This is a genomic window from Bacillus luti (assembly GCF_009739945.1).
Classification (GTDB): Bacteria; Bacillota; Bacilli; order Bacillales; family Bacillaceae_G; genus Bacillus_A; species Bacillus_A luti.
On record NZ_CP040336.1, the window covers coordinates 1,156,688 to 1,171,194 of the forward strand.

The 14,507-nt window shown below is 37.1% G+C and carries 20 protein-coding genes and 1 pseudogene; 14 read left to right on the forward strand and 7 right to left on the reverse strand.

Annotated elements, in window-relative coordinates:
- Positions 1-79 precede the first annotated feature (79 nt).
- On the reverse strand, positions 80-1,057 hold the full coding sequence (locus EUC40_RS06005; RefSeq protein ID WP_156574090.1) for a LacI family DNA-binding transcriptional regulator: 978 nt from the start codon (positions 1,055-1,057) through the stop codon (positions 80-82).
- 316 nt (positions 1,058-1,373) lie between these two features.
- Here EUC40_RS06005 and EUC40_RS06010 point away from each other — a divergent pair, with 316 nt between their 5' ends.
- Positions 1,374-1,910 (forward strand): DNA polymerase III subunit delta, encoded by a 537-nt coding sequence (locus EUC40_RS06010; protein WP_156576916.1) that lies wholly within the window; start codon positions 1,374-1,376, stop codon positions 1,908-1,910.
- A gap of 39 nt (positions 1,911-1,949) precedes the next feature.
- Here EUC40_RS06010 and EUC40_RS06015 read toward each other — a convergent pair whose 3' ends face one another.
- Complete coding sequence (locus EUC40_RS06015; RefSeq protein WP_000108655.1) at positions 1,950-2,333, reverse strand: rhodanese-like domain-containing protein; 384 nt, start codon at positions 2,331-2,333, stop codon at positions 1,950-1,952.
- Positions 2,334-2,503: 170 nt separating this feature from the next.
- Between EUC40_RS06015 and EUC40_RS06020 the strand changes: the two genes are divergently transcribed.
- Positions 2,504-3,340, forward strand: a complete 837-nt coding sequence (locus tag EUC40_RS06020; protein WP_156574092.1) for a lipoate--protein ligase family protein — start codon at positions 2,504-2,506, stop codon at positions 3,338-3,340.
- A gap of 181 nt (positions 3,341-3,521) precedes the next feature.
- Here the strand turns inward: EUC40_RS06020 and EUC40_RS06025 are convergent, their stop codons facing one another.
- Entirely contained in the window at positions 3,522-4,364 is an 843-nt protein-coding gene (locus EUC40_RS06025; protein ID WP_156574094.1) for a hypothetical protein, read from the reverse strand.
- Positions 4,365-4,635: 271 nt separating this feature from the next.
- On the opposite strand from EUC40_RS06025, the gene splB reads away from it, so the two are divergent.
- From splB to EUC40_RS06040, 3 genes are all read left to right on the forward strand, one after another.
- Positions 4,636-5,661 (forward strand): spore photoproduct lyase, encoded by a 1,026-nt coding sequence (splB, locus tag EUC40_RS06030; protein WP_071713026.1) that lies wholly within the window; start codon positions 4,636-4,638, stop codon positions 5,659-5,661.
- A gap of 144 nt (positions 5,662-5,805) precedes the next feature.
- Complete coding sequence (gene mntR, locus EUC40_RS06035) at positions 5,806-6,234, forward strand: transcriptional regulator MntR (protein ID WP_001143071.1); 429 nt, start codon at positions 5,806-5,808, stop codon at positions 6,232-6,234.
- A gap of 53 nt (positions 6,235-6,287) precedes the next feature.
- The gene (locus EUC40_RS06040) at positions 6,288-6,950 is read left to right on the forward strand and encodes an HAD family hydrolase (RefSeq protein WP_071713027.1); all 663 of its coding nucleotides are present in this window, start codon (positions 6,288-6,290) and stop codon (positions 6,948-6,950) included.
- Here EUC40_RS06040 and EUC40_RS06045 read toward each other — a convergent pair.
- Positions 6,947-7,348 carry an SA1362 family protein gene (locus tag EUC40_RS06045; RefSeq protein WP_001014469.1) on the reverse strand — a complete coding sequence of 134 codons (402 nt, stop codon included), beginning with the start codon at positions 7,346-7,348 and terminating at the stop codon, positions 6,947-6,949. The genes EUC40_RS06040 and EUC40_RS06045 overlap by 4 nt on opposite strands.
- 79 nt (positions 7,349-7,427) lie before the next feature.
- A complete protein-coding gene (locus EUC40_RS06050) occupies positions 7,428-8,348 on the reverse strand; it encodes a DUF1385 domain-containing protein (protein ID WP_000807114.1) in 921 nt (306 codons plus the stop codon).
- Positions 8,349-8,592: 244 nt separating this feature from the next.
- Here EUC40_RS06050 and EUC40_RS06055 point away from each other — a divergent pair, with 244 nt between their 5' ends.
- Genes EUC40_RS06055 through efp form a run of 4 tightly spaced genes read left to right on the forward strand, consistent with a single transcriptional unit; the run spans position 8,593 to position 11,219 of the window.
- Positions 8,593-9,081 (forward strand): YqhR family membrane protein, encoded by a 489-nt coding sequence (locus EUC40_RS06055; protein ID WP_071713028.1) that lies wholly within the window; start codon positions 8,593-8,595, stop codon positions 9,079-9,081.
- Between the two features lie 52 nt (positions 9,082-9,133).
- A complete protein-coding gene (gene aroQ / locus EUC40_RS06060) occupies positions 9,134-9,574 on the forward strand; it encodes a type II 3-dehydroquinate dehydratase (RefSeq protein ID WP_000757087.1) in 441 nt (146 codons plus the stop codon).
- Positions 9,575-9,578: 4 nt separating this feature from the next.
- Positions 9,579-10,640, forward strand: a complete 1,062-nt coding sequence (pepQ, locus tag EUC40_RS06065; RefSeq protein WP_000411051.1) for a Xaa-Pro dipeptidase — start codon at positions 9,579-9,581, stop codon at positions 10,638-10,640.
- A gap of 21 nt (positions 10,641-10,661) precedes the next feature.
- Positions 10,662-11,219 (forward strand): elongation factor P, encoded by a 558-nt coding sequence (gene efp, locus EUC40_RS06070; RefSeq protein WP_000626515.1) that lies wholly within the window; start codon positions 10,662-10,664, stop codon positions 11,217-11,219.
- Between the two features lie 35 nt (positions 11,220-11,254).
- Here the strand turns inward: efp and EUC40_RS06075 are convergent, their stop codons facing one another.
- Both EUC40_RS06075 and EUC40_RS06080 read right to left on the reverse strand, forming a co-directional pair.
- Positions 11,255-11,575 carry a hypothetical protein gene (locus EUC40_RS06075; protein ID WP_156574096.1) on the reverse strand — a complete coding sequence of 107 codons (321 nt, stop codon included), beginning with the start codon at positions 11,573-11,575 and terminating at the stop codon, positions 11,255-11,257.
- Positions 11,556-11,910 (reverse strand): annotated as a pseudogene (locus tag EUC40_RS06080) (GNAT family N-acetyltransferase); the annotation flags it as partial. The gene EUC40_RS06075 and the pseudogene EUC40_RS06080, both read right to left, overlap by 20 nt.
- Positions 11,911-12,132: 222 nt before the next feature.
- On the opposite strand from EUC40_RS06080, the gene EUC40_RS06085 reads away from it, so the two are divergent.
- From EUC40_RS06085 to spoIIIAD, 5 genes are read left to right on the forward strand one after another with little or no spacing between them, the layout of a single operon-like run.
- A complete protein-coding gene (locus tag EUC40_RS06085) occupies positions 12,133-12,414 on the forward strand; it encodes a YqhV family protein (RefSeq protein WP_000816054.1) in 282 nt (93 codons plus the stop codon).
- Between the two features lie 28 nt (positions 12,415-12,442).
- Positions 12,443-13,369, forward strand: a complete 927-nt coding sequence (gene spoIIIAA, locus EUC40_RS06090; protein WP_071713030.1) for a stage III sporulation protein AA — start codon at positions 12,443-12,445, stop codon at positions 13,367-13,369.
- Positions 13,363-13,878: a stage III sporulation protein SpoIIIAB gene (gene spoIIIAB, locus EUC40_RS06095; protein ID WP_071713031.1), complete on the forward strand. Its 516-nt coding sequence runs from the start codon at positions 13,363-13,365 to the stop codon at positions 13,876-13,878. Before spoIIIAA ends, spoIIIAB begins: the two co-directional genes overlap by 7 nt.
- 14 nt (positions 13,879-13,892) lie before the next feature.
- Positions 13,893-14,096: a stage III sporulation protein AC gene (gene spoIIIAC / locus EUC40_RS06100; RefSeq protein ID WP_000020914.1), complete on the forward strand. Its 204-nt coding sequence runs from the start codon at positions 13,893-13,895 to the stop codon at positions 14,094-14,096.
- 23 nt (positions 14,097-14,119) lie between these two features.
- Positions 14,120-14,503 (forward strand): stage III sporulation protein AD, encoded by a 384-nt coding sequence (gene spoIIIAD, locus EUC40_RS06105; RefSeq protein ID WP_077317075.1) that lies wholly within the window; start codon positions 14,120-14,122, stop codon positions 14,501-14,503.
- The last annotated feature ends 4 nt before the right edge of the window (positions 14,504-14,507 follow it).

The window sequence follows — 14,507 nt, forward strand, 5'->3', positions numbered from 1 at the left end:
TAGGTTCATTATATGAGATAGGAAATATAAAGTCAATAGGTGAAAGACTGAAAAAGAGCGTTATCGTCAACGCTCCCTTTTAGACTGTTTTTCGCTCAATTAAATGGAATGAAAGTTCTTCTGAGTTCCCGGTTATTTGTTCGTCTTGCATCTGTTTATGGAATAAGGTGAAAGCGCGTGATCCCATCGTGAGACCAGGATGTTCAATGGTCGAAATGTCTAACGCCTTTGAAATTTCATGATTATCAAATCCAAGAATAGCGAGGTCTTCGGGGACTCGAATGCCATGTTTTTTAGCCTCTGTTAGTAAGCCGGCGGCAACTTGATCATTCGCTGTGAAAATAGCGGTTGGACGATTTTTCATCTTTAAAATACGATGAAGTATTTTTGCACCATCTTGCATCGTATAACATTGATGGAAAATCCAATCGGGATGTACTGTTTTACCATCTTTATGAAGTGTATCAGCAAATGCCTTTTCACGCTCCATAGAATTAGCACTTGTTTTTCTTGCTAAACAAATCGCAATTTTTTCATGGCCTTTACTGAGTAAATAGGCAGTACCGAGGCGGAAGCCTTCATAATGATCTACATAGACAGATGAAATGAGGGGGTGGTTCATTTTTTCACATGAAATAATAGGGGCAAATTTGGCGAAAGGTTCAATTTGTTCCCATGAACTCGTTTGAGAGCAAATAATCATTCCGTCGAATTGTTTCATTTTCATCATTTCAAGAACGCGAATTTCTTCAATACTATCGTAATTTGTTTGGCATAAATTAATGTGGTATCCAGCTGCTAATGCTTCGTTTCCGATTCCTTCAATAATGGTACTGAAGTAGGGGAGGTTAATAAAAGGGAGCATAACACCGATCGTATATGTTTTACCCTTTATTAAATGAATAGCATTTATATTTTTTGCATAGTTCAATTCTTCAACAGCATCTAGAACACGCTTACGTTTTTCTTCTTTTACGTAAGGGTGATTATTCAGGACACGAGAAACAGTTGATATAGATACACCAGCAGTTTTTGCAATTTGTTTTATATTGGCCATATGTATCACCTCTTTCTCTTATTATAAAGGGAAAAGAATAAGAAAGAAAAAATCTTGACCTGAAAAGCTTTTCACAAACTATGTTATTAAAGAAGCTTCTTTTTATTCGCGTAACCTTTGCATTTGGGCGTAAGAATGACAGGAGGCTTTTTGGCGTCTATAAAAAGTTTTGTCAAAATGTGTGAGAATAACGTGGAAAGTATTCAAAGGAGGAGTTTGCTAAAGAAGCGAATATGAAGAGCATATAAACGCTTCATTCGTTAAGAGAGCGGTAGGAAAGGGCGGAAACAAATTGAAAAAAAGAATCATTTGTTTCGTGTTTTCTAGTCTAGTGCTAAGTTCGTGCTCGTTTCAGCAAACGATGCAAGAAGAAAAAAATTTTGTGGGAACAACAGGCGGGGCTATGGATCGTGTTACGGATCTCATTCCGCTTAAGGAAATCCCGAAATATTTTCCGGTGAAGTTTAAAGCTCCGACGTTTTTACCATACGACATTACGAGTGATGTGAAGGGGGAAGTAAGGACGATTGGAAAAAGGAATAAGGTCTTAACGATTAAATATAAACAGCAGGAGCAAGGTAGGCGTGAATATATTGAGTTAAATGTTGCGGATTTTTCTTATAATTTTCCGGATTTCGTGGAAGAGAAACGATTTCAAGAGCAAATAAGATTGAATAATGGAGCAGCCGCTTATTTTAAAAATAAGGATGATTTTGAACGAGGGGAGGAGTTTGCGACGCTTATTTGGAAAGAGAAGGGGATTGAGTATCAGCTATTGTATCGTAATGTAGAAGAGAATGATGTAGATGTGATTAAGCAAAATTTATTATACATTGCGAACAATATGAAATGAAAAAACTAGCTGTATGATGCAGCTAGTTTTTGTATGTTATTATTTCTTTTTAATTTTTCCAGTCCACGTTTTGAATCCACCTTGTAATTGGTAGAAATCTTTGTAGCCTTGTTTCTTTAAGTATTGAGCCGCACGACCAGTACGGAATCCGCTTTGGCAGTATAAGTAAACTGGTTGATCTTTACGAAGTTCTTTATGACGAAGGCGAATTTGTGATAACGGAATGTTACGTGCGCCTAAAATATGCCCTGCAGTATATTCGTCTGCTTCGCGAATATCGATAAGCTGTGCTTTACGGTAACCAGCGCGAAACTCTTCTTCTGAAAGTGTTGTAATTAATTTTTTCTGATAGAAATACATCCATACAGTGTAGCCGATGAACGCTACGATTACGGCTAATAAAATAATCCAAGTTGTTGACACGATTCTATCGCTCCCTTTTTTCTTATCCTACTTTCAATATTATAATGCCCGTATGTATTTATGCAACAGATTCATTTGTATATACGAAGAAATTTCGTATTCTTTCACAAATTTTGTCGAATTTGGTAGACTAGAGAATGTGAAAAATAATTGGTTATATGAGGTGCAGGATGGGAAAAGAAAAATGGTGTTATATTAACTCTGGTCAATGTTCACCAGCATTTAATATGGCGTTAGATGAATGTTTATTAAATTGGCAAAGTGAAAAGAAAATGCAACCAACAATTCGTTTTTATGAATGGGAAGTACCAACATTAACAGTCGGGTATTTCCAGCGTGTTGAAAAAGATATTAATATGGATATAGTTAATGAAAAGAAATATGGATTCGTTCGTCGTCAAACAGGTGGTAGGGGTGTATTACACGATAAAGAATTAACGTACAGTGTTATTGTGTCTGAAGATCACCCGAATATGCCTAAAACAGTTACAGAAGCGTATCGTATTATTTCGCAAGGTTTATTAGATGGTTTTAAAGCGCTAGGATTAGAAGCGTATTACGCAGTTCCGAAAACAGAAGCAGATCGTGAAAATTTAAAAAATCCACGTTCAGGCGTATGTTTTGATGCACCATCTTGGTATGAAATTGTAGTAGAAGGAAGAAAAATTGCAGGTAGTGCGCAAACACGTCAAAAAGGTGTTATTTTACAGCACGGATCGATTCCGTTAGAAATAGATTTAGATGAATTATACGACCTATTTTTATTCCCGAACGAACGGGTGAAAGAACGTATGAAGAGTATGTTCTCTTCAAAAGCGGTAGCAATTAATGAATTGACAGACCGTACATTTACGATCGAACAATTAATAAAAGCGTTTGAGGTTGGGTTTGAAAAAGGATTAGATGTAGAGCTTGTTCCGTATGAATTAACAGAAGAACAGTTACATGAAGTTCAAGCGTTAGCGAAAGAAAAGTATGAAAGTCATGAATGGAATTATAAAAAATAAGAGATGGCGATTGCCACCTCTTATTTTTTTATCCCGCTATTTGCGGACAGTAAGCATCCTGCCCAAAAACTCTGCTGGGTAAAGAAGTTAGGCGGGAGCTGGGCTACCCGTAAACTCCCGATTTGTGAAGGCTAATAATCAGCGGGGGATGAACAAAACCCCCACTGATTAAAGTTTCACTTTATAGTAAATTAAGTACTTTTTCTACTTTGATTCCTTTATCTTGTAAAGAACGAAGGCGATTTACAACGTCCATAATTTCTTTGTCGAATGTAACGCTAATACCTTGGCTTTGTAGTTCTTCTTTTAAGCTTTCGATAGAATCATCTATGTCGATGCCAAGCTCGTAATCCTGACAAACTTCAATCGTCTTTTTCACGAGTTTAACATAATTTTCTTGTAATTTTGAGTTTGTTTCAGTCAAAGCAGGCTGCTTCGGTTTTGCAGGAGCAACCGGTGCTGTCTCTTGCTTTGTAACTGGAGTCGGTACTTCTTTTTTCACAGGTGCTGGAGTAGATAATTCTACAGCAGCTTCTACGCTGACTGGCTTCGGCGTTGATACCGGAGTAGGCTTAGGTGTAAGGGCAGGTGCTTCTACACGCGTAACAGGCTTTGGAGCAGGTGTAACTGCTTTTGGAGCTTCTACAACTACTTCTTTTTTCGGCGCTACTTCTACAGGTGTTTCTTCTTGCTCAGCAGCCTCTTTATTTTCTTTACTCCACATAACGCGTTCTATTTCTAGAGAAACATTGTTTTTGTTCATCGCTGTTAATGTAACTTTACCAACTTCAGCGTTTCCAGTGAAATCAACAATCTTATAAATAACACTCTTGTTCCAATCCACGTTTCCGCTCAAAAATAATTCTTCGTTACATTTCGGCGTTAAGCCCTCGATTTTAATTTCTGCGTTTACACCGTTTTCACTATATACCATAATTAGCGAAGCATTTACATCTTCGTCTGCTAACATTAGTTCACGTACCATTTTGCCGGTGCGTACTTGCGTTTTCTTCTTAACTGACATCTAATTTCTCCTCTCAAAAACTCAGTAATAATAAAAAAATCGTATAACGAAAAATAATTGCTCACGAAGATTTATGATACCGATAATAAAAGCATCACGTCAACAATTAACTTTAATTATTTTGCATTTTTCTTATTTTCTTTATGAAATTTTTCAATTTGTAAAATTAGACAGAAGAAAAACAGCCTTTTGAAAGGCTGTTAAAACGTGGAAAACTTTAGTGAGTGTTAATTTTTTTACGTTTCCCATACTAACGAGAGGAGGGAAGCGTATGAAACCATTTATGCCAAAAATCGTCTACTTTGAACCGAAGGCGCTTGAATATCCACTTGGAAAAGAGCTATATGAGAAGTTTACGAAGATGGGATTAGAAATCCGTGAAACGACGTCTCATAATCAAATTAGAAATTTGCCAGGCGAGAATGATTTGCAAAAATATCGTAATGCAAAGGCGACGCTTGTTGTTGGGGTGAGGAAGACATTAAAGTTTGATACGTCAAAACCATCAGCTGAATATGCAATCCCGCTTGCAACAGGGTGCATGGGACATTGTCATTATTGTTATTTGCAAACGACGCTTGGGAGTAAGCCTTACGTTCGTGTGTATGTTAATCTTGATGAAATATTTCAGAAGGCAAAGCAATACATGGACGAAAGAGCACCTGAAATAACAAGATTTGAAGCGGCGTGTACATCAGATATCGTTGGGATTGATCATTTAACACATGCATTAAAGCGGGCGATAGAGTTTATTGGAGAAAGTGAATACGGGCGTTTACGTTTCGTTACGAAATATTCGCACGTTGATCATTTGTTAGATGCAAAACATAATGGGAAAACTCGTTTCAGGTTTAGTATTAATTCACGGTATGTGATTAAAAATTTTGAGCCAGGAACATCACCCTTTGAAGAACGAATTGAAGCGGCTCGTAAAGTAGCAGGCGCGGGTTATCCACTTGGGTTTATTGTTGCGCCACTTTATATGCATGAAGGGTGGGAAGAAGGATACCGTGAACTATTTGAGCGACTGTACAATGCGCTAAAAGACTTGTCGATACCGAATTTAACGTTTGAATTAATTCAACATCGCTTTACAAAACCGGCAAAAAAGGTCATTCAAGAGCGTTATCCGAATACGAAACTTGAAATGGATGAAGAGAAGCGTAAATATAAATGGGGACGATACGGAATCGGAAAATACGTTTATAAAAAAGATGAAGCGGAAGTATTAGAAGAAACAATAAGAGGTTATATACATGAGTTTTTCCCTGATGCAGAAATACAATACTTTACTTAAGAAGAGTCTGTATACAGATACAGATTCTTTTTTGTTTTATATATTTAGGCTTGTTTTCAACTTGTCACGTTATTCTTTCTGGTGTATCATTTTATTGATTGCTTCGTACGGAATGAGCAAAATGAAATTGGATGGAGGAAACCGATGCCTACCCCTAGTATGGAAGATTATATTGAACAAATTTATTTGTTGATTGATGAAAAGGGTTATGCCCGCGTATCTGATATTGCTGAAGCGCTTAGTGTACATCCATCCTCTGTAACAAAAATGGTGCAAAAATTAGACAAAGATGAATATCTAATTTATGAAAAATATAGAGGGCTTGTATTAACATCAAAAGGTAAAAAAATCGGAGAACGTCTCGTATACCGTCATGACTTGCTAGAGCAATTTATGCGTATTATCGGTTTGGATGAAAGTAAAATTTACAATGATGTAGAAGGAATTGAACATCATTTAAGCTGGGAAGCAATTGACCGCATTGGTGATTTAGTGCAATACTTTGAACAAGATGAGGTTCGAGTGGAAACCCTTCGTGGTGTTCAAAAAGCAAATGAAGAGAAAAGTAATTAAGGGGAACGTATGTCGTTTCCTTTTTTATTTCAATCGAAAAGGATGGGAGAATTATGAAAGCAATTATTTTTGATTTTGATGGATTAATTGTGGACACAGAAACAATATGGTTTCACTCTTTCAGAGAAGCCGTTCATGAGTATGGCGGGGAGTTACCTTTAGAGGAATTTGCAAAATGTATTGGAACGACAGATGATGTACTATATGCATATTTAAATGAGCAATTAAAAGAGAAGTTTAACAAGCATTTATTAAAAGAAAAAGTGAAAACTTTACATAAAGAGAAAATGAAAATAACAGAAGCTCGTGACGGTGTAAAAGAATATTTAGAGGAAGCGAAAGAAATGGGATTGAAAATCGCATTAGCCTCTAGTTCATCTAGAGAATGGGTTATTCCTTTTTTGGAAGAGCTACAAATTCGAGATTATTTTGAAGTCATTAAAACGAGAGAAGATGTTGAAAAGGTAAAACCAGATCCAGCACTTTATCAAATTGCGATAAAAGATTTAGGGATTGATCCATCTGAAGCGGTTGTATTTGAAGACTCGTTAAACGGATTGAAAGCAGCGATTGCAGCAGGATTAAAGTGTGTCGTTGTACCTAATGATGTGACACGGAACTTACCCTTTGAAAATCATCACCTTCGAATTGAAAGTATGAAAGATAAAAGTTTGAAAGAAGTGCTTCAAAGTATAAAAAAAGACCGTATTTCCTAAAAGGAAGCACGGTCTTTCTTTTTGTTTTTCTTACCTTCAATGACAGTTAAATGAGATTGTTTTCTTTTTCGTTTCACAGTAGAAGAATTCCCTTTTTTGCCCTTGTCATTAGAAGCATTTGACTTAAAGAAAGAATTGCTTAGGGGTGCTACATTTTGTTTCCCGTGTTTGCGGTTCGATTGTTTTGCAGCGCGCTTATATGAGCTTTGCGAATTTGCAGAACCACTAGAATTTGTAAACATCTTGTATAGCAAATAAAAGATACCGACAACAAGTAACATGTACCCGATATTTCTTAATACACCCATTGGGTTTGTAATAACAGATGAAACAAGGCCGAATATTGCTAATCCGATAATAAGCACAACTATAGCGAATGTAAACGAACGACCGTTCATAAGGAACACCTCCTAAAAACATATATTAAAATTAGTATATTAACGATGAGGAAAGGAGTTGAACACCATTTTTAAATAATTATTGTTTGTTTTCTAAACGTAATAATTCTTCAAACGATGCAATGGCTACTTCCACTTGATCATCTGTTGGTTCTTTCGTTGTTAATAGTTGCAGCCATAATCCTGGATAGCCAAGTATACGCAATACAGGAACATCTCGTAATCGATTCGTAAATTGCAATACTTCAAACGAAATGCCGAGAACGACTGGAATTAATAAAATTCGGTTTACTACCCTTGCCCAAAGTGGATCTGTAGGGACGAGGAAATAAACAAACATTCCAATAATGACTGTAAATATAATAAAACTACTACCACATCTATAATGGAGGCGGGTTTGTTTTTGAACATTTTCAACAGTCAATGAAAGGTTATTCTCATAAGCATTGATCACTTTATGCTCCGCACCGTGGTACTGAAATACCCGCTTAATAAGTGGAGTTAAAGAAATAAAGTATATATAGCTCAATAATAGCATGAGCTTAATGACACTTTCGACAATGATTTGCCCTGTATGAGATGGGAAAATCGGTCTCGTTAATTCAGCTAGTAGTGCAGGAACTGCTGTGAAAATTACTTTTCCGAATATGAAAGATAAAACACCAACTGCTGCAACTCCTAATACCATCGTTAATTTTGATTGTTCTTCTTTTTTATTTGCAATTTGTTCGTCTTCTTCTGGGTGGACATCAAATCGTTCTGAAGCAAAGTTTAAATGCTTCGCTCCATTGGCACTTGCATCCACAATAGCTGCAATTCCTCGTAAAAATGGAATTTTTTTCAGGATAGATAATGCTTTGTTACGAACGCGTGGTAATCGATAAAATTCAATCGATTTATCTTTACGACGAACCGCTGTAACAGTATATTCTCTACCACCAAACATAACTCCTTCTATGACTGCTTGCCCGCCATATATTTGTTTTGACTCTTCTGCCATGTTAACACCAACCTGTATTTGTTTCTCTCTTATGTAGAAAAAGAGGCAATTGTCATACTGGGTTCTGTCATTTTGAAATAAGACAATCACCAAGTTTCCTTTATTTTATCGACAAATACAAGTAGATGACAAGGGGAAATGTTACGAGAGTCGGACATTTCTTATTCTTTTTATAGACAAATTTCGCAGTATTTAAACATGCTTCAAAATAGTTTCGGGCATACTATTGAACGGAGGTGTCGATGTGAGTCAAGAACAATTAGGAACGAGGAATTTTTTGCAAATTGGTTTGTTTGGTGGAATCTTTTGGGGAGGGATATGGTATTTCCTTCATATTTTTTCATTTACGGAAGCTGGACCGAATTATTTCCTTTTACCATTTGCGTTTGGGGGTTGGAAGGAAGGGGTATGGGGGAACGTGTTAGGAATTGTTTGTATGGGATTTCTTTCGATTTTAATTGCCTTTTTGTATAAAGCATTTTTTGCAAAATTTGAAGGGATTCTTCCAGGGATGATTTACGGTCTATTTTGGTGGGCGTTACTATTTTTCGGAATGGGGTTACTAGCGCCTGCTATTAAAAGTGCACTCCATTTACCGAAAGAAACAATTGTGACGACGATATGCATTTTTATATTGTATGGTGTGTTTATAGCATACTCTGTTTCCTACGCAGTGAATACCAATAAAGCTGAGCGAGAAGGGGAAGAGAAGACAAACTATTCAAATAAGTAACTCCTATGTTAAAATGTTGTATAGATATTTAATATTAAGGAGTTTTAAGCATATGAAAAAGGTACTCCTCGTAAACGGTCCTAACCTAAATCGCCTCGGTGTCAGAGAGGTAAATGTATATGGAAAGGGCACGCTAGCGACACTTGAAGCAGATATGAAGCAAGAAGCAGAAACAATGGGAGTGGAATTAGAATGTTTCCAATCAAATCATGAAGGCGCGATTATCGATCGTATTCATGAGGCGGAAGATATATATGAAGGGATCATTTTAAATCCTGGAGCATTTACGCATTATAGCTATGCGATTCGAGATGCAATTGCGAGCATTTCGATTCCTGTCATTGAAGTACATATTTCTAACATTCACCAGCGTGAGTCGTTCCGTCACGAATCTGTGACGGCAGCTGTTTGTGCGGGACAAATTGTTGGATTTGGTTTTTATGGCTATAAGTTAGCGTTATTTGCATTAATGGAGAAATTGAGGGAGGCATAAAGTAATGGAGAAAATTGAAAGATTAAGAAGTGCATTTGATGAGGCTGGTATTGACGGTATCTTGTTAACAAATGAACATAGTCGAAGATATATGGCTAACTTCACAGGAACAGCTGGTGTTGTACTGATTTCGAAAAATCGTGCTCAATTTATTACAGATTTCCGTTACGTAGAGCAGGCTACTAAGCAAGCTGTTGGATATGAGATTGTACAGCATGCAGGATTAATTATCGATGAAGTTGCAAAGCAAGTGAAGGAACTAGGAATTCAAAAGCTTGGCTTTGAGCAAGATACTCTTACATATAGTTCTTATTCAGCTCATAAAGAAGCGATCGATGCTGAATTTATCCCAACTTCTGGGCTTGTAGAAAAGTTACGCTTGATAAAGACTGATTCAGAGATTAAGATATTAAAGGAAGCTGCACAGATTGCAGATGCTGCCTTTGAACATATTCTATCATTCATTCGCCCGGGAGTATCTGAAATTGAAGTGTCAAATGAACTTGAATTTTTCATGAGAAAACAAGGAGCAACATCTTCTTCGTTTGATATTATCGTTGCTTCAGGTCTTCGTTCGGCATTACCGCACGGCGTGGCATCTGAAAAAGTGATAGAAACAGGAGATTTCGTTACATTAGACTTCGGCGCTTATTACAAAGGATATTGCTCTGATATTACTCGTACGATTGCAGTCGGTGAACCATCTGATAAATTGAAAGAAATTTATAATATCGTTTTAGAAGCACAACTTCGTGGTGTGAACGGTATTAAAGCTGGTTTAACAGGCCGTGAAGCAGATGCGCTAACGCGTGATTACATAACGGAAAAAGGATACGGTGAATACTTCGGACACTCTACTGGTCATGGAATCGGTCTTGAAATCCATGAGGCACCAGGTTTAGCGTTCCGTTCTGATACAGTACTTGAACCAGGTATGGCTGTAACAGTAGAACCAGGTATTTATATTCCAGGTATTGGCGGCGTACGTATTGAAGATGATATCATTGTAACGAGTGAAGGTAATGAAGTAATTACGAAATCACCAAAAGAACTTATTATTTTGTAATACACAGGAGGATTTTTTTACATGATTTCAGTAAACGATTTTCGTACAGGTTTAACAATTTCAGTGGATAATGCCCTTTGGCAAGTACTTGATTTCCAACACGTAAAGCCAGGTAAAGGTGCTGCTTTCGTTCGTTCGAAACTACGTAACATTCGCACAGGTTCTGTTCAAGAGAAAACATTCCGTGCTGGTGAGAAAGTAGAAAAAGCACATATCGAAAACCGTCGTATGCAATACTTATACGCGAGCGGTGAGGCTCACGTATTTATGGATAACGGAACTTATGAGCAAATCGAACTTGGTGAAAACCAAATCGAGCGCGAGCTTAAATTCCTAAAAGAAAACATGGAAGTAGCAATTATGACTTACCAAGGCGAAGTACTTGGTGTTGAACTTCCAAATACTGTTGAATTACAAGTGGCAGAAACAGAGCCTGGTATTAAAGGTGATACAGCTTCTAACGTAACAAAACCAGCTAAATTAGAAACTGGTCTTGTTGTACAAGTACCAATCTTCATTAACGAAGGCGAAATGCTTATCATCAACACTGGTGAAGGTAAATACGTTTCTCGTGCATAGTAAAAAAGCACTCGTGATTATCACGAGTGCTTTTTTTATAGGAAATAGGGAAGGTAGTAAATCACGGTGACAACAAAGCTAATTAAAACAAGTGAAAGAGTACCCGCTATATATGGTGTGAAAACGAATTGAAATGGTTTTATTTCACCAGTCTCAACGCCAGTTAATGTTTTATTTATTGCGTGATCCATGTTGTTATTTCTATAGTTACTCATAATAATTAACCATGTAATTGCAAATATTGCTAAACTACCAAGGAAAAAGGTATCCATAAATGACCAACCGACCAATATTGAAAAAAGATAAATAAGAGCTAATTCTACTACAATCGTTAAACTAATTTTTAATGCCTTCATGTACTTCCTCCTCAATTTTTAATTCCAACCAATTTAAAAAATTATCGTGTGATACGACATGTAGTGCACAAGATGACTTTACTTTTTTCTCTAATGCATCTTGTTCATCCGAAAACTCGGCTTCCACATGCAATGAAGTATAAGGTAATTTCTCTTGTGCTTTTAAAGAACGAATACTAGTTTTAGCATCAGCGAATACGTATGTAAGTTGTAAGTCTAAAAATGCAATTGTAAAGATCTCTTTTTTTAACCTCCTCGTTATAGCCTTTTCCCCAGTATGGATAGCCGAGTCAACTCCTGATGTGAGATTGCCTCTTCTCATTTGCATATCGTAAATCGAGTGGTAATACAGTAATATGCTGCATTGTTTATAATCTCTTTTGTTATTAAATATACCATAAAACACCGCTTAATAATAAGAATATTCAGATAGAAAGAGGGTGGTAGAGAAAAATTATGTTTTTACTTCTGAAATAGACAACCCCTGCATATGGTTGTACAAATATATTCTTTTTTGGAATGTAGAATTCGTAACCGTTACGGGAGAAGGTGGGAGAATGAAACAGTGGCTAGCGGCAATGGAAACATCTGTGCTTGTAATGGGATTACTTCGGTTGTTTTCAGGTAGCGCGGAAATATTCGCCGCTTTGCTTATGCTTTATGTGAATGATGCGAAGAAAGCATTGTTTATAAATGGTATGTTGGCGTTTGTTGGACCGACCGTATTAATTTTAACGATGACAATTGGGATAGCGAGTGTAGCAAGTGAGATTTCTTTCTTAAAACTCTTTTTTCTAGCACTTGGAATCGGCTGTATTTTTATCGCGTTGTTGAAATAAGTAAGCCAGGTATAGTGGGGAGAAGCATATGAAAGAAGTATTAGAGGTTTTACCGAAGACGATGAAACAGTTAGTGGAAGGGTGTAAGCAATATGATACTTTAGAGGAAATTCGGGTTCGAATTGGAAAACCGCTAGAGTGTATTGCACATGGAGAGGTATTTTTTTATGACTATATCACTACAGCAGAAGATGCTATTTACTTATTGAATAAGTTAAGTCAATTCTCAATTTATACGATGGAAGAGGAATTGAAACGAGGATATGTAACGCTTCGAGGGGGACATAGAATTGGTCTAGCTGGAAAAGTCATTACAGAAAAAAGCGCAGTGAAAATGATTCGTGATGTCTCTTCATTTAATATTCGTATTGCTCGTCAAAAAATAGGAATAGCTGAGCCACTTTTGCCGTATTTGTATGAAGCAAGATGGTTAAACACAATGGTAATTGGCCCACCGCAAACAGGGAAAACGACACTGTTAAGAGATGTAGCACGCTGCATGAGTCAAGGGGTAAGTGCCTCGGACATCCCTTCTTGTAAAGTGGGAATTGTTGATGAGCGGTCAGAAATTGCTGGCTGTGTGAAAGGAATCCCTCAGTATGAATTTGGCACACGAGTAGATGTGCTAGACGCATGTCCAAAGGCTGAAGGCATGATGATGATGATTCGTTCTATGAGCCCTGATATTTTAATTGTGGATGAAATTGGCCGTAAAGAAGATAGTGAAGCGATTATGGAGGCGGTGCATGCAGGGGTTCAGCTTTTCATAAGTGCACATGGATTCTCCTATGAAGATGTTGTGAAGCGGCCATCGTTACAGGCGGTGCTGGAACTGGGTGTATTTGATAGGTTTGTGGAATTGTCAAAAGCAAGAGGTCCAGGGACAGTTATGCAAGTGAAAGATAGAGATGGAAAACCAGTACTATCAAATAGAAAGGCTGGGGGCGTATGGTGAAAATAATTGGTGCAGTGTTAATAGTTGCAGTTAGCACCTTTTTCGGTTTTTCATACGCTAAGAGGTACAGTGAGAGACCGAGGCAACTTAGATTGTTAAAAGCGGCACTTCAATCACTAGAAGCAGAAATTATGTACGGGCACACACCTTTATCCGAAGCCGCTGAGCGATTAGTTAAACAAATGCCGAAGCCACTAAATTGGATATTTCAAAGTTTCGCTCAAAAATTAGAGAACGGAGAACAAACAGTAAGAGAAGCTTGGATAGATAGTTTGAAAGAGAACTGGAAGTTAACAGCATTTCAACAAACTGAGTATGAAATACTGCAGCAATTTGGTGAAACGCTCGGACAACATGATCGCGACTCTCAACAAAAACATATTCGCTTATGTATTACACATTTGGAGAGAGAAGAAGGAGAAGCGAAAGCATTACAACTGCAATACGAAAAAATGATTAAGAGTTTAGGAGTACTAGCAGGACTACTTATCGTAATTTTACTGCTATAGGAGGGAGAAAGGCGATGTCCATTGATGTTGGATTAATATTTCAAATCGCCGGAATCGGCATTGTTTTAGCTTTCATTCATACCGTACTAAAAGAATTAAAGCGTGAGGATATTGCAAATTGGGTTATCCTTGTCGGTTTTGTCGTTATTTTATTTCATGTTGCATTTTTAATTAATACGCTATTCGACAAGATTAAAAGTGTCTTTCTCTTCCAGTAAAGGAGGCGGTTCGAATCGAAATTATACAAATTGTCGGATTAGGCCTCGTTGCTACGTTTTTAGCAGCTGTTTTAAATCAGCATAAATCTAGTATTACATCATTATTTATTGTGTTTGTAGGCAGTGTAATGTTTCTTCTTTTAATCGATCAAATTCACGCTATTTTACAAATGATTGAGAGAGTAGCGAGTGAAGCGAAAGTTAGCAACGTATATGTAGAAACGTTATTAAAAATTATTGGGATTGCTTATATTGCTGAGTTTGGAGCGCAAATTACAAAGGATGCAGGGCAAGGTGCCATCGCTTCGAAAATTGAATTAGCTGGAAAAATTTTAATTCTCGTAATGGCAATTCCTATTTTGACGGTTGTAATTGAAACTATTCTCGGATTTTTACCAACGGGATAAGGGG

Bases quoted from the DNA above. Each gene is read 5' to 3' on its own strand.
- EUC40_RS06005 (WP_156574090.1), bottom strand. From the start codon at position 1,057: ATGGCCAATATAAAACAAATTGCAAAAACTGCTGGTGTATCTATATCA.
- EUC40_RS06020 (WP_156574092.1), top strand. From the start codon at position 2,504: ATGGGAAAAGAAAAATGGTGTTATATTAACTCTGGTCAATGTTCACCA.
- EUC40_RS06025 (WP_156574094.1), bottom strand. From the start codon at position 4,364: ATGTCAGTTAAGAAGAAAACGCAAGTACGCACCGGCAAAATGGTACGT.
- splB (WP_071713026.1), top strand. From the start codon at position 4,636: ATGAAACCATTTATGCCAAAAATCGTCTACTTTGAACCGAAGGCGCTT.
- mntR (WP_001143071.1), top strand. From the start codon at position 5,806: ATGCCTACCCCTAGTATGGAAGATTATATTGAACAAATTTATTTGTTG.
- EUC40_RS06040 (WP_071713027.1), top strand. From the start codon at position 6,288: ATGAAAGCAATTATTTTTGATTTTGATGGATTAATTGTGGACACAGAA.
- EUC40_RS06045 (WP_001014469.1), bottom strand. From the start codon at position 7,348: ATGAACGGTCGTTCGTTTACATTCGCTATAGTTGTGCTTATTATCGGA.
- EUC40_RS06050 (WP_000807114.1), bottom strand. From the start codon at position 8,348: ATGGCAGAAGAGTCAAAACAAATATATGGCGGGCAAGCAGTCATAGAA.
- aroQ (WP_000757087.1), top strand. From the start codon at position 9,134: ATGAAAAAGGTACTCCTCGTAAACGGTCCTAACCTAAATCGCCTCGGT.
- pepQ (WP_000411051.1), top strand. From the start codon at position 9,579: ATGGAGAAAATTGAAAGATTAAGAAGTGCATTTGATGAGGCTGGTATT.
- efp (WP_000626515.1), top strand. From the start codon at position 10,662: ATGATTTCAGTAAACGATTTTCGTACAGGTTTAACAATTTCAGTGGAT.
- EUC40_RS06075 (WP_156574096.1), bottom strand. From the start codon at position 11,575: ATGAAGGCATTAAAAATTAGTTTAACGATTGTAGTAGAATTAGCTCTT.
- EUC40_RS06085 (WP_000816054.1), top strand. From the start codon at position 12,133: ATGAAACAGTGGCTAGCGGCAATGGAAACATCTGTGCTTGTAATGGGA.
- spoIIIAA (WP_071713030.1), top strand. From the start codon at position 12,443: ATGAAAGAAGTATTAGAGGTTTTACCGAAGACGATGAAACAGTTAGTG.
- spoIIIAB (WP_071713031.1), top strand. From the start codon at position 13,363: ATGGTGAAAATAATTGGTGCAGTGTTAATAGTTGCAGTTAGCACCTTT.
- spoIIIAC (WP_000020914.1), top strand. From the start codon at position 13,893: ATGTCCATTGATGTTGGATTAATATTTCAAATCGCCGGAATCGGCATT.